Raw genomic sequence first — 13498 nt, 5'->3', positions numbered from 1 at the left:
ACCTGAGCGATGGGAGAAAGGCGATGAACGATGGACTGAAGGGCACCGCAGGCGACGACGTGCGGGATATCGGCGGTTCGCAGCTGCTGGGGCGCGGACTGAACCGGCTCGACTGGGCCGGCGACAGCAAGGAATGCCAGAAGGTCGGTGATACCGAGTCGGGCAAACGTGCGGTGCCGTACCGGAAAACGTCTTACAACGTGGGAAAAAACGTCACCATGTCCACGGTCGTGGCCAACGACAATTTCTCGACCGAGACGTTTTCCTCCCGCGACGAGTACGAAAGACATACCCAGACGAGTGTCGAAGCCGCCGGTAAATACGGTGCCTTTTCCGCCGGTTTCAAAGCCACCTTCGGCAGCGACCTCAAGACGCTCGAAGAGCGCGAAGCCGCGCTCTACAGCCACACGGTGCGGTTATGGAAACTGACCTTCGAAGTCAATCCGGCCAATGCGACTGAAGCGTTCAAGAAGCGTGTCGATGACCTGCCCAAGGCCTTCGACCCGGGCAATCCGACAGCGTTTTTCAACTTCCTCGTCGATTTTGGCGCCGATATCGTCAGCGAAGTGACCGTCGGCGGCTCGCTGAACTATGCGATGACCGCACTCAAGAGCTTCCTCAGCCAGACCAACACCCTCGATGCGATGGTCAAGGCCGAATACGGCGCCTTTGTCAGTGGCAGTGCGACGACGTCGATCTCGGAAACGGTCAAGAAAAATATCGCCCATCGCAACGCCAACCTGACCACCCGGGGCGGCACGCACCCCATCGCTTTCAACGCAGTAGACCCGAGCAATTGCAATGCGGAGTTCGGCAAATGGCGCGAATCGCTGCCCGACGACCCGACGGTCGTGGAGTTGGCAATCGCACCGGTCTATCGCTTCGTCAAGGAAGGCGAAACCCGTACGGCCCTGGAGCAGGCCTACCAGTGGTACACCAGCTACAAGGCGGAAATCGAAGCCAATTGGCAAGAGTCGGTGGTTGTCCTCGGCCGCTCCGGGCGGCTAACCACCTCCAAAACCACGGCAACCCGCCCGGCCTTGCGAATGGTGTTCGTCGACAACAAAAGCAAGGAAACCAGCGAAAGTTTCCACTACCCACCCGCCGCGAATGCATCGACCACGGAATTTGAACAGTTCTGGGATGCACTGGCCCTGCTGCTGAGACAAAAAAACGGGCAGAAATTGCTGATGGCCACTGAACGCTGGCCGCGCGACTCACGCTACTACCCGGGGTACGCCATGCGCGAGGCCCTGCTGGCCAACGGCGCCAGCGAAGTGTCGCTCAAACGCTGGGAAACGCTGACCAAGCACATGCAACCCAACCCGTTGTCCGGCCTGACCTATGTGCTGGCGGGAAATGACTTCGAGGTGCCCGGTGTCGATGGACTCATTGCCGGTTTTGGCCAGGCAGGCAAGGACCTCAACCCAACGGTGAAGGTCAAGGCTCGGCTTTCCCACGACTCGTTCGGCAAGGTCAAGTTGGTAAAAACCGCAACGACCGAAGAAGACCCTCGCACCGCGCTGTACATCGTGCGCAACAATACCGACGCCAAACCGGCCCTGGCGGTCGATCCGCAAAACCGGACCCGTATCGCCATGCTGACGCCGGACCGGCACAACCCTGGACAATTCTGGTACATGCCCGAGCTGGAAAAACCTTATCCGGAAATCAATCACCCGGTGCTGCTGATCAACTATGAGACGGGAACCTGCCTGCAGGGCATGCATGACCAGGGCGACTGCCGGCTCAAGCCCATCGAACCGGGTCGCCAGCAGGACGACGTCATTTGGGACCGGCGCGGCGATGAGGTGTTTCACCTGTTGATGGTCCACTGCTGGGCGGCCGCTTTGTGCCTGATCCAGATTGAAAAGCGCGCCGCCGTCCGGCCTTGGCGCAAACCTCACGGCATGGATTGGTTGCGCGAGCAGCATCGTCCGTATAGTTGATACCCGATAGTTACCCCCCCTGTGGGAGCGAGCTTGCTCGCGATGGCGGCGGCACATTCAACATTGATGCAAGCTGACCCACCGCTATCGCGAGCAAGCTCGCTCCCACAGGTTTTGTGGCTTGATTGACTGCCATTCCCCCTAGCCCTCTTGCGTGCGTGGTCCCCATACGATGCAAGTCTTCAACAGTGTTCCCTTTATCGGCGACGGCGTGGAAACAGCCCTCGATCCCCGCCGCTTTCCCTATCTGTTCAACGACCATGGGTTGGCGCAGCCGAGTGTCCAGGTGCGCGGCAACCTGATCCCGCTCAGCCCCGACAATCCATCCCTGTCCTTGGGCACTCGCTACTCCGGCATCAGTTGGAGGGACCGTGAGGTTCCAACGAACAGCGGCTCCTACTGGATCAAGACGTTCGACTTCCACGCCAGCGAAGTGCACTACGCCCCCATCTGGGCAACCAGGGAAACGGCGCAAGCCTTCGGCATGACCCTGCTCGGCAACGGCGAATGCCTGCGTTTCGAGTACGACCAACTGATCCTGGGCCAATACACCTACGGCAAATGGGCCGGCCACCAATCGCCCTACCTGGGCCCGGCGCGCCAGCGCGAGCTGCTGACCTACAACCCGACCGACCTCGAATACCACAACTTCCCCCACGCGTTCTTTTCCCGCTACGGACGCTTGCCGCTGGTGATCAGCGTCGCCCGCTGGCGTCCTGCGGCCAGGGAAATTCATCTGGCTGACCTGTGGCTGCGGCCCGGTGATGCACTGGTCCTGCCGCCCAAGCATTACCCCGACATTGCCCCCAGTGACGCCCACGGCATCGAAAACTGGCCGGCCGTCGTGGACATGCACGGCAACCGAAACTCGGCGCTGGCGTGCTGGTTCGGGGAAGGCGAGGACTGTTTGCTGACGGAGACGATCCTGGCCAATTCGACCTTGATGAACTCCCCCCAGGGCAAACCGCACTATCACGAAGAGAAGACGCCGACACGGCATGAGTTACCGGCAAATTACCGACTTTGAGGGTGATAGCACGGCAGGCAAGAAATCTGGGTGGCGGGGGCCAGGAAGAACCCAACCTCGGGCGAACTGTTTTTTACTAGGCGTACTTGAGCAATAACGATAAGAATGGCCGGGTATTTTTCCCAAGAGCCAGCCGCATGAAACGCAAACGCCCGCCGCGCCTGGTCGAATCCCCGTTCCCGACCGCTACATCAGCGCCACGGCACCCGCCCACGTGGGATTGCTCAAGCGACGACTCCAGGCAGGGATTCCTGGGCACCATGATTTACGCTGCGGGGATGTTACTGGCCCTGCCCGTCTACGGGCTGGCAGTGTTTACCATGATGCTGTTCAAGGTCGAAGGTCTGTCGTCCATTCACATGAGAATGATCGAAGATCCGCTGATTCTAGCGCTCATGTTCATCAGCGCATTCGCGGCCGTCTGCGTGATCAACTGGCTCGTCTCCGGGCCCAAGGTGCTTGGCTTCTGCTTCGACGAACGCCAGCAACGCCTCACCTTCACCCAGCGCCGCCCTGCCCGGCAAACCACCGAAGAATGCGTGCCCTACAGCGATATCCATTCCATCAGGCCCTACATAACGACCGCTTCCGCCCACTTTTGTCACTTTGTGGTGTGCTTCGCCGGGGCCAATGGCAAGCCGAGCGAACTTCGGTTTTCGGATGTAACGGTGCGGGACATGGCGTTCCATGCCGAGTGGTTGAGGCAGTCGATTGGCGAGAGGATGCAGGAAGTATTGGATCTGGATTTGTGAGCAAGACCTGGATCGCGCGGTGTCCTCGAGCCACGAACCAGGCCTGCGCCAATCAATAAAAAGCCCCAAGGGCAAAGTGCGCTTGGGGCCTTTTTCAAACTATTGGCTGAGTAGTCTCAACCCGTCATCAGAACGGGGGTGCGGATAAAAGACTGTAAGAGACTGACTCATATAGATTATTTATAGATTTCAAGGTCTCGAGACTTAATTTTGTAAAGCAAACTCCTTGAAAATCAGCTCGATAGTCGCGGCTGAGCATCTGTAAAGCTAGCGCTTCCTGATTCTGTAAAGATCGAAAGAGGAAGCAAGGAGCCTGGAAAATCACTCGGAAAGTGACGGACAAAGCCGCTCTGTAAAGCTTTTCGTAAAGCTAGTAGCACAGCAGGCTGGCGCTAAAATAGAGGGCATTGAGGGCGCAACCAAACGGTGTCATCATCTGGCCATCAATAGGGAGAGGGATTTCCAAGATGACGCCATTCGGATCAGCGAGCTACCTGGCCATGAAAGGTGGGCGCCTAAATGGCTGAGCCTACACTTGAGTGCCGTCATACAGGGCAGCAGATTCCCTATCAAATCCATAAGGGCTTAGCGCCCTTGTACGTGTTTCAGCTGAGTGAGCAGTGGGACACTGAGAAGCATCGGATTATGGGGCAGCTGTTAGCTGACATCCCTGCCGCCGCCACCGACCCCAACGTACTTTTCGATCAGTTGCCCACCTATGGGTTGTCTGATTTCCATTGGAGTTGGCTGGATAAAGCATTTGCGTTCCGGAGCGACGATTACCACTGGTTTTTCTTGACCGCGCTGGGACGGATTCAAGCGACTTGCGTCATCTACCATCCCAAGGAAAGCCGACTGGATGGCGAGCGTATTTTCTATATTGATTACGTTGCCTCGGCTTACTGGAATAGAGATCGACCGAACTATGGAAAGCAGTTCGGAAGTGTCAGTCGAGTTCTGATTGCCCACGCCTCCCACTTCGCCATCAATACCCTCGGCTACCGGCCAGGCTTCTGCTTACATTCACTGCCGACTGCCGAGGGGTATTACCGCTACCTTGGCATGATTGAGTATGAAGTTGATGCCGAAAAAGAGAATCTGCGGTATTTCGAGGCGTCTCCAGAGATAGCAGGGAAGCTCGCAGGGGAGGCTCATCATGTCTGACACGCCAGAGATTCTCCCAGAGGATTTCGAGGTCTACCCATCCTCGCGGGCTGCTGCAGTGGAATTCACAACGGCTCTTTCTGGCTTAAGGAAAGCCTTGAAGCCAGCCGATGCCAAAACGCACGCAAGACCAGGTGAAGCCTATGACGACTTTATTATCCGGCTTGCGCTCAATGCAACTAACAATAGTAAAACTGTGCTCTACCGAAAGAATCACTCTGCTGAAGAGACCAAAGTTCAAGCCTGGTTGTCGATGGTCAATGAGACATCGAAATTCGCCATGTTGAAACGAGCTGTCCCTGAGTTCCAAGGTTTGAGCCTTGAGCAACTTAGGGAGATCGCACTTCTAAGCCTAGAACCAGACAACACTACGTCTCTCATCGAGGTCTTGGCGGACGCCTATGGGATTCTCTTGGTAGTGGAGCCAGGTTTCAAGTCTATGAAGATGGACGGATGCACCTTCAAGCTTCCGCAGGGTACACCGGTCGTGGGAATAGCGCTTCGGTACAACCGGTACGATAGCTTTTGGTTCACGCTAATGCATGAGTTGGCACATATTTCTTTACATTACCAACAGCTTGATCAGCCAATTCTGGATGACTTTGAAGAAGATGATGAATCTGAAGTAGAGGTAGAAGCTAATATCATCGCTAAAGATAGTCTGGTCTCGCGAGAAAATTGGCGATTAATTTGGAATGCGCGAGCCGAAAAGCGTCAGTTCCTCATGTACTGTGAACGAGCAAGGGTTCATCCTGCTATCGCCGCCGGGATGCTGCGTCATCAAGCCAAAAACTACAAGCTTTACCCTGAGTTTGTCCCAATCATGAATTTGCGTGAAGCTTTTGGGTTTATCGATGATTAAGTACATCCCGTTTTTGAAATTTAAGCAAAATGAGATTCAAGGTGTTGCTCAGCTGGCGCCAGGAATTAGAAGTCAAATAACGCCATTGTATGATGTGCCGCGCTCACAAAACATAATGACCGAGATCGAGATTTTAAAGCGAATTAGGTTGGCGTCGGCTGAGCTAAAAAAGTCTAAAGATGCTGATTCTGAGTATTGGTTTTTTGTAGACAACCTTGATATCGATGAAAGTATAAATCTTGCTGGATCTTTCCAGTATCGGTATATACTCGGTGCTCTCAAGGACTACAGCTTGATGCCAGTAGTTGCTCTGGATCGCAGCCCTGATCATAACTCTGCAGCTTTCGACTTCATTCGAATGAAGCCAGGCTCGCTAGGTGTGCGTTTACAAGAAACAGATATCGAAAGCTACGGCATCACTAAGCCAAGACTCGACCTACTTTGGAATGAAATTCAGGCCGCCCAGCCTGCTGGTGTCGTTCTTCTGATAGACCTTAGAATTGTTGATGACCATGTTGAGTCTAAAAGAAAAGTCGAACGCTTTTTGTCTAGATTCAATTTGGACTTCCAGGTTGACGCGACTTCAGTGTCAGGGTCTGTAATCCCAGGCAATATTGCAACATTGATAGGAACGGATGTAAAAAAACATGTGATTCGAGAAGAATACCGGCTCTGGCGCACCTTGACGAGCTCGCCTGACTACCAAAACGTCCTTTATGGGGATTATGGCGTAGTTAGTCCTGAGTATTCGGATCTTGATCTCAATCCTGAGCTGATGAGTGGTGTATCAACGCCTAAAGTTTTCTACACGCACAGTGACCAATTCTATATATCACGTGGCAGGCGTTTCAAGACTCACGGTTACCAGCAGTATTTTACTATTTCCGATGATATTGTTGGGCAGGCTTTTTATCGAGGTGCTGCTTATTCATATGGCGATAACTATATTCATGAGCGAAGCTATCTTTCCGCGCATAGACCACCCAAAGGTGGAAGCCCCAGCACTTGGATAAAATCACTCACTGCTGCTCACATCACGTTCATCGTGAACAACATTTAATGTTCGACTGACGATTGCGCTCTGAATCCCGCTCAGGGCGTCCTCTTTAGTAACCCTCATGCTAATTGCCGTGGCAATGTCTGCCCGTGTGAAGGATTTTTTTACTAAGACTTGAGGGTGTGCGTTAGCAATAGCAGTCAGTTCGGCCTTCCAAAGCATCAGCAAAGCTTTTTGCTTACAAAAACTAGGGTTTGTGCCAGCCTTCCGAATATAGCTGAGCACGACACGATCCCTTTGCATTTTAGCTAGCATTAAGCCCCAGTGCTCGGGAGCATGTGCAGCAGCCCACTTCATATGATTCTCAGTTGTAACCAAGGTAAGTTTAGGAAACGACTGAGAATAGAATTCAGATTGGGCTAGTAATCGCCTGACGTTGTCAGTCTGCCCTTTAATCTCGTAGCAATGCATTTCTCGATAGCACGCAACTACATCAGCAATGGCATTACCATTGTCGATGGTTAGTTCTTCAAGCACCCGAGCAGGCTTAGGCGACCGCCTTATCAAGTGGTCAACCAAGGCATATCGAATTTCTTTATCTCTGAGCACTTAGAGCTCCAAGCAGATGCAAGCGTAGGATTTTAGCCGATGAGGCTCATTGTTGGGAGCCTAACGGAGGTGTGTGGTGAGGGTTCTGGAATTAGCGCCAAGGTCATTCGGATCGCTATAAGCCCTACTGCCCATGCTAGAAAGCGGTTCGAGTGATAGCCTATTGGAGCACCTCGGCTTCAACCAGCGCCACTGGAGCACAACATGATCACTGTCCAACGCCTCACAGCTTGGCTGTTCCCCGACCGCCGCCCCGAGCGTGAAAAAACGCGTGAGCGCGAGTTCATCCGTGCAGCGAACAGCTTCAAGACCCTCAGGGTGACACCAGAGGGAGGGATGTTTATCGATCCCGAAGAGCTCCGCGACCAGATAGTCGCCTCGCGTGAGCAGTTGAAGCATCTTGTCCGCAAACCAGGAGCGCCTAGCACACTGAGCTACATCCAAAGCTCAAAGGACTCAACTGATAATCAGTAACCACTTGGAATCAGAGCCCAACAGTAGAGGTTGTTCGCCTAAAGATCGCGTTGCTGGCTAGGTTTACCTAGGGCATCAAGCCAGTGCAAAATCGGACGACGGCGAAGTTCTATAGGAGCGTTTCATGGAGCAGGATAAGGGGAAGGAAGATCGTCAGTCCTTGGTCGATAAAGGCTCACTTGGCGCAGAACCATCAGAAACATATCAAGAGAGAGTGAAGGGCTTAGACAACGTTGTGCGGGAGTGCATGCACATCTCCCAAGACTATGCCGGGATCGAATCCCCCTCTGGAAAGCATTTCTACGCGTCTGTCCTATTCACGGCGCTTTGCACGAGGGCTGTTTCACTCTTGACCCTGGTGCCTCACACCCCTTGGGCATCAAAGCTGATTGAGCACTGGGACTACGCTTCGGTCGCTGGAATTACCAGAACGATTTTGGAGCTCCGGTTAGCTTTCCACTACCTATGTGCTGAGGCGTGCAGTCAAGATGAATGGGATTGCCGCTGGAACATTTTCAATCTACATGACTGCACTTCTCGTCGCCGAATGTTCGAGGCGACAGAAGGTGAAGCGGAGCAGGTCGAGGGTTTCACAGCTCAAGCGGAAGAGCTGCGTGATCGGCTTCGAGCCAATCCTTTCTTCCAGTCCCTGCCAGCTAAGAGTCAAAAGAACCTGCTCCATGGCCAAACTGCATACTTAATGCCTCTTGAGGATATCGGAGAGCGAGTGGGTGTCGACAAGCAAACATTCCGCTGGCTCTACGTTTTGCTCTCCAGCCATGTTCATGGCCTTCCTATGTCGTTCTACCGGATAGGCGAAGGCGCTGAGGAACGAGGTCGTGGCCTACCTAGCGCAACTGAAGAAAGCTACACGTGCCTTTTCCTATCGTTTTCCATGAGCCTCTTGGTAGGCGCTCGAGATGAACTGCACGAGCTTTTCAGAGATTTGATTCCCAAGAAGCCTAGGGAGAGCACCACCGCTCCCGTTCTCGACATTGAAGAGTCAGGACAGAAACTTCAGATAGGTGAAACAGTTGTTCTCCCTAACCAGGGAACGATACAAATAGAGGTTACTCGGGAGTCCGAAACGGCTCTTTCCATTGTCTTCATTGACATAGACTCTGGTGAACAGGTGCTTCGACGCCGAGAGTCTGAGGACGAAGGGCAGAGCTTGGAGTGGTTCGATCCACTTTTCTGGAGACTAATCATTAACGACAAGCCTGCTACCAGTGCTGCTTTCGACAAACTGCAGGAATTACCTTTCGCATTTCGCGTTGACTTCGAAGCACGAGAGATCCTCTTCAAGAGCTGAGCAAGCGATCACCCACGGCCCGTTTGGCCACGATATCAGCTGCACACCTGCATGCTTCCGGCCCCCTCACAGGGGGCTGCATAGCTCCACCCAAGGGATGGATGGCTTGGGCAGCTTGAGGTTACCAGTCTTCGAGATGATCCTAAGCTGTGCATGCTTGAGATGATAGTCTTCCCAGGCTATGCGCAGATTTGTGTCCTCCAGAAAGGCGACCACACCATCACGCGATCCCACGACCACACCAAGTGGATTGATTTGGCTTGACTGACAGAAGCTGAAAAGTACCTGATCAAATGTGCTGGGGGCTATGTGATCGACGGCCACGTTATGTCGCCCCAGTAATTCTCCTGTCACTGGACACGAAACAGCACCAACCAACCTCTGGTCACGGAAAAGTCGGATCTGTTCCGTGATAGCTGTGCGAGCACCTGAACGAAAGTCCAGGAGCTTTTGGGGCTGGCGCTCTTTTGCTCGGGTGCTAGGGATGAGTTTTACCGAGTGCGTAAAGCCAATATCAATTTCCGTATCGCAATGCCGACGAAGCATAAAGCAGCGAGTACCGTGAAATGTCAGTTGGGTGGTGATGCCCTTGACGCCATCTCCGGCTTTCTCTGCCCACTCATCGTGGTGTTGGAAAAGTCCGTACAGAAAATCAGAATCAGCGTCACTTACCATCGTGCCGTCAGGTGTTCTAGCCAAGATCTGTCTGCAACGATCTGTAACAGCGTCCTTGGTTGCAAACCATTCATCATTGATCAGATATGGCACCGTCTTCCCTCAGGTAATGTCTCACGCAAGTTAATCGGTATAGCACGGAGAGTTAACCACATCTTTGAAAGCTCAAGCTCGTAAAAAAGCGCGGCAGGCGTTCATCAACGCAGTCGCGTCCGGGAGCGCTCGATGGTGCTTGGTTGTTGGCAGTAGGCGGTAGATCTCACTGGCAGTTTCACGCCCTACAAACACCTCCAGAGGCTTCAGCTGGAAGGTGGGCATCAGATCTGCTGCTTCGTATAGGACATCAAGCCAAAAGCTGTCTAGTGGCGAATCGCTGCAGAGAAGCTGCCCTGAAAACAGTTGATTCATATGTCTCGCCACAGTGACCGGCGTATCACCTTGCTGACGCAACCGATCCTGACTGAGGCCATGCATGTCTTGTGCATCAAACGACCAGTGCGTCCAGTAGCGGGCTGGCTTGACCAGCGTGCGGAAGGAGATCTCACTCGACACGACTGCCACCTCAATGGGATAGCTATCCGGGGCTATCCCTGAGGCCTCGAAATCGATAAAAAACGAAGGCCTTGCCACCTGCTACTCCTGTTTGGATATTGAGACTTCAGCGGGCTACACCGACTGCTTATGCATACGTGTTCCCACCGCTCGAACTAGCCGCTCTAGCCTCGAGCAGCCTGTGCATCACGGTGGTTCTGCAGATGCTGCATCTCATGCTCCCATTCATTCAAGAACTTCTCCCAATCGTGCACGTAAGCCCCTTCTGTTGCTCGCGTTGACCCCACGCTCGCATGCAGGAATCGCTCTCGCCAGGGTTGAGGGATGTTTTCTTCGCGGACTATGCGGCAGCCAATCGGATGAGGCTCGCTAGGAATGGCATCACGGAGCTCGCCAACACTGAGTACCGTTACCGAGCCTAAGATTTCATCGGCCTCGCTTAGCTCAATACCGTCGAGAACATCCAAGACGTCGAGCGCCCTAGGATCTCCTGGTGGAAGAGAGGCCAACGCCCAAAAAGCCTTCCGCCTGGCCTTTTCTCGATTCCGGAGTTCTTCGTTGTGATTCATCTTCCTGATTCTCCAACCCACCTGGAGGTCGCTGCTGGGCGTTGATAGGACGCAATATGCCCATCATACCTACCTCACTGATGTCCCCCTGAAGGCTCTTCGTACAGAGGATCCATATCAACATTCGTGAAGCCCCAGAAATACGCCAGATTCCGGGCCGCCTCTGGAGACGTCTGTAGCGCTGTGTGGCCTTTTGGGAAAAGCTCCGCGTAAAACGCTATCGCTCGAGCCAACACATGGACGCAGGTTTGCAAAGCGACTAAGCCAAGCATTCGCTGATCCTCAATTGACTGGGCTTGTCCCATTTGCATTGAGCTGATGTAGGACGTGTGCGCGTACCCGCAAAAATGGGAGTACACGTTCTGAAAGTATTTTTTGCTGAAGCCAGCCCTTACTGCTTCGTCCGTCCATGACCAGCCTACTCTCCAGTCTCCTTTCATCAGTCGCTTAACCTGATCCGGACTGTAGCTGCCAAGAAAAGGAGATGACACAATTTCTGCAATCTGGTCTGCGGCTTGAAGCCGTGCCACCTTCAGCACCTCTCTAGCCTGATCAGTAGAAGGATGTAGCTTGAGCCTGTCCATCAACCCGCCTAATCGCCAAACACCGTGTCGAAATTTGCGCAAGGTAGGATCTTGGGATTGGAAAATCCAGTGGAAGACAATGAAAGTTTCTAAGCAGGCACGAGCTAGGATTGTCGCCGAGGAATGATCGACGAAGACGACTTGTGAGCCTTCGGGGAAGTCCAACTGTGTCGGATCAAGTATCAACCTGACCGAACAGGCCTGCTTAAATAGCTTTACAGCCAATATCTGGGCGTCATTCATCCACGCCTCTGCGGAGCTCAACACCTGACCTCGCTGAGCTTCGATCATCCTCGCAAACAGTTCGGTCAGCGTTCCGAAATCTTCTTCGGGATGGCGATGGGACGTAGGGTGCGGGGTAGATGACATTAGGTAGACTCTGGTTATTATCTGTCCTTGATGCTCGATAGGCCTAGTCCCCTACCATTCAAACCGGCGTAATTTGGTTGTCCGCCCACTGTCGCAAGACGTCTCATAGGCAACCACGGCGCTGAAAAAATTTCTACCGGCCCAATCCCATCAGAAACTCGTCGACCCGCTCGAATAAATAAGTATTCGGGTCTCCGCCATCATCCTTCGCGATGAGCAATTTTTCTATTTGGGGCACGGTGAGTGAAACAATCAGCTTTCCTCCTTCTCGCATTGCTCCTCGGATAACCTTGTCTGCTGAAGGGGCACACCCTTTGGGCGATATCATAATTGCAAGCTTTCTAAGGGCTGAGGGATACAGATATCGCTCAGTTGTAACCACCTCCTTCTGAGTGATTGGGTCGGTATAATTTTTGAACTCAAAAATCACGTACCGGCTGCCCAAATCATCGAGCATGAGTTTCCAGATTTCAGCGTTAGGAAGTATTCGACATACGAGATCCCTGCGGTGAAGCTCATCATCGGTATTCGACTGCTCATGCCATCCATGAAGGTCGGTTTCAAACAGATACTTCAAAGCGGCGATACACGCGTCCTCGAAAGCAGCCGCCATGTTTCGTCCAGGTCTAATACCCAGAAGTGTATCGGCCAATCTGCGCCCAGTCTTCTGGGGCATCTCTTTAGTTTCGGAAAGACCGGTTTCTAGGGCCAAGGCTGGCTTGGTGTAGGGAGATGTCGTTGCTTCGAAGAAGTGCTCCAGCTTCCGTGTAAGCCCTGGAAATCCAGCCGCGCGCCTGAATAGTTCCGCAGCATCCCAAATTTCGACCAGAGGGAATGCCTTTGCGGCCTCTGCCAAGCTAGGTGTTAATGGGCACGAAAAAGCGAGGATAGCAACGCGGGCTCCTACCAGCTCTCTTACGCTATCTGCCTGTCTGAGAGCCTTTAGAAATAGACTGGGGGTGGGAGGAGACAAATATCTGTAGTGCTTAACTTCGGCTACGCCAACCTCACCGTCCCTAATAAAGGAAACGTCGATCTCATAATGCCTTCCCAAGGCAGTCATGCCTCGAGGGTTGTTGCGAACATCCTCGTAACCCAGCGCCCGAAATATCTCGGCTACAAGCCGCTCCAGGTACTCTCCGTTTGAGTTGATATCGTGCACAAAAGCTCCCGTAAGCTACCTATAGAAGACCATCAAAAGTCTGCCATCGGTCGTCCATAATTTTTTGATAAGAAATCCTACTGATGCCGCGCAGGTTGGTGTAGCACACCACAGCCACCAAAATCTCATGACTTTGTTTCGACCTAAAAACCGCCAAGGCAGGGCCGCTGATTTGAGGTAGCTTTAAGTCATCAGGGAGCCACCATTATGATGCGCTCGTACTGTCTCTAAGTTCTCCATGACAAGTTTAAAATCCGCTACGAATTCCGGGTCACGATCCTGCCCGCGATCTCCGAACCGGTTTGCCTTTCTTTTGTAGTGGTCAACTAATCCCGGACACGACGTTAAGATTTTCCTCGGCCCGCGCTGGCGCCAACCCATCGTTGAATTGGTGAGGCCGAATCCAGTTGTAGCGATGCATCAAAAAATGGCTGATATCGC

14 protein-coding genes are annotated in these 13498 nt (G+C 53.1%); 8 read left to right on the top strand and 6 right to left on the bottom strand.

The genetic code is table 11. The annotated features are described in order from the left end of the window. Nucleotides 1-23 precede the first annotated feature (23 nt). The 6 genes from B0E42_RS10405 (at nt 24) to B0E42_RS10380 (ending at nt 6814) form a co-directional block, all read left to right on the top strand. Complete coding sequence (locus tag B0E42_RS10405; protein ID WP_077506337.1) at nt 24-1949, top strand: MAC/perforin domain-containing protein; 1926 nt, start codon at nt 24-26, stop codon at nt 1947-1949. Nucleotides 1950-2121: 172 nt separating this feature from the next. Next, nucleotides 2122-2976 (top strand): hypothetical protein, encoded by an 855-nt coding sequence (locus tag B0E42_RS10400; RefSeq protein WP_053187624.1) that lies wholly within the window; start codon nt 2122-2124, stop codon nt 2974-2976. Nucleotides 2977-3113: 137 nt separating this feature from the next. Continuing rightward, nucleotides 3114-3728, top strand: coding sequence for a hypothetical protein (locus tag B0E42_RS10395; RefSeq protein WP_174599574.1), 615 nt, complete (start codon nt 3114-3116; stop codon nt 3726-3728). 519 nt (nt 3729-4247) lie between these two features. After that, nucleotides 4248-4892, top strand: a complete 645-nt coding sequence (locus B0E42_RS10390; RefSeq protein ID WP_077506336.1) for a hypothetical protein — start codon at nt 4248-4250, stop codon at nt 4890-4892. Next, the gene (locus tag B0E42_RS10385) at nt 4885-5754 is read left to right on the top strand and encodes an ImmA/IrrE family metallo-endopeptidase (RefSeq protein WP_077506335.1); all 870 of its coding nucleotides are present in this window, start codon (nt 4885-4887) and stop codon (nt 5752-5754) included. Before B0E42_RS10390 ends, B0E42_RS10385 begins: the two co-directional genes overlap by 8 nt. Further along, nucleotides 5747-6814: a beta family protein gene (locus B0E42_RS10380; protein WP_168188509.1), complete on the top strand. Its 1068-nt coding sequence runs from the start codon at nt 5747-5749 to the stop codon at nt 6812-6814. The genes B0E42_RS10385 and B0E42_RS10380 overlap by 8 nt, the downstream gene beginning before the upstream one ends. Here the strand turns inward: B0E42_RS10380 and B0E42_RS10375 are convergent. After that, nucleotides 6770-7360, bottom strand: a complete 591-nt coding sequence (locus B0E42_RS10375; RefSeq protein ID WP_077506333.1) for a sce7726 family protein — start codon at nt 7358-7360, stop codon at nt 6770-6772. The genes B0E42_RS10380 and B0E42_RS10375 overlap by 45 nt on opposite strands. A 204-nt stretch (nt 7361-7564) precedes the next feature. Here B0E42_RS10375 and B0E42_RS31080 point away from each other — a divergent pair, with 204 nt between their 5' ends. Together B0E42_RS31080 and B0E42_RS10365 are read left to right on the top strand one after the other, a co-directional pair. Further along, nucleotides 7565-7834: a hypothetical protein gene (locus B0E42_RS31080; RefSeq protein WP_077506332.1), complete on the top strand. Its 270-nt coding sequence runs from the start codon at nt 7565-7567 to the stop codon at nt 7832-7834. Nucleotides 7835-7958: 124 nt separating this feature from the next. Then, nucleotides 7959-9146: a DUF5677 domain-containing protein gene (locus tag B0E42_RS10365; protein ID WP_077506331.1), complete on the top strand. Its 1188-nt coding sequence runs from the start codon at nt 7959-7961 to the stop codon at nt 9144-9146. Nucleotides 9147-9212: 66 nt separating this feature from the next. Here B0E42_RS10365 and B0E42_RS10360 read toward each other — a convergent pair whose 3' ends face one another. The 5 genes from B0E42_RS10360 to B0E42_RS10340 all read right to left on the bottom strand — a co-directional run bounded on the left by B0E42_RS10360 (nt 9213) and on the right by B0E42_RS10340 (nt 13057). Next, entirely contained in the window at nt 9213-9914 is a 702-nt protein-coding gene (locus B0E42_RS10360; RefSeq protein WP_139353134.1) for a DUF3223 domain-containing protein, read from the bottom strand. A 72-nt stretch (nt 9915-9986) separates the two neighbouring features. Next, nucleotides 9987-10451, bottom strand: coding sequence for a hypothetical protein (locus B0E42_RS10355; RefSeq protein WP_077506329.1), 465 nt, complete (start codon nt 10449-10451; stop codon nt 9987-9989). A gap of 86 nt (nt 10452-10537) precedes the next feature. Beyond that, nucleotides 10538-10942 (bottom strand): hypothetical protein, encoded by a 405-nt coding sequence (locus tag B0E42_RS10350; protein WP_077506328.1) that lies wholly within the window; start codon nt 10940-10942, stop codon nt 10538-10540. 74 nt (nt 10943-11016) lie between these two features. Then, nucleotides 11017-11769, bottom strand: a complete 753-nt coding sequence (locus B0E42_RS10345) for a DUF5677 domain-containing protein (RefSeq protein WP_139353133.1) — start codon at nt 11767-11769, stop codon at nt 11017-11019. Between the two features lie 259 nt (nt 11770-12028). Then, nucleotides 12029-13057, bottom strand: a complete 1029-nt coding sequence (locus B0E42_RS10340) for a restriction endonuclease (protein ID WP_077506326.1) — start codon at nt 13055-13057, stop codon at nt 12029-12031. Nucleotides 13058-13498 lie beyond the last annotated feature (441 nt).

Origin of the sequence: Pseudomonas sp. A25(2017) (assembly GCF_002001065.1) — a bacterium.
Lineage (GTDB): Bacteria > Pseudomonadota > Gammaproteobacteria > Pseudomonadales > Pseudomonadaceae > Aquipseudomonas > Aquipseudomonas kilonensis.
This window is presented reverse-complemented; position numbering and strand designations above follow the sequence as displayed.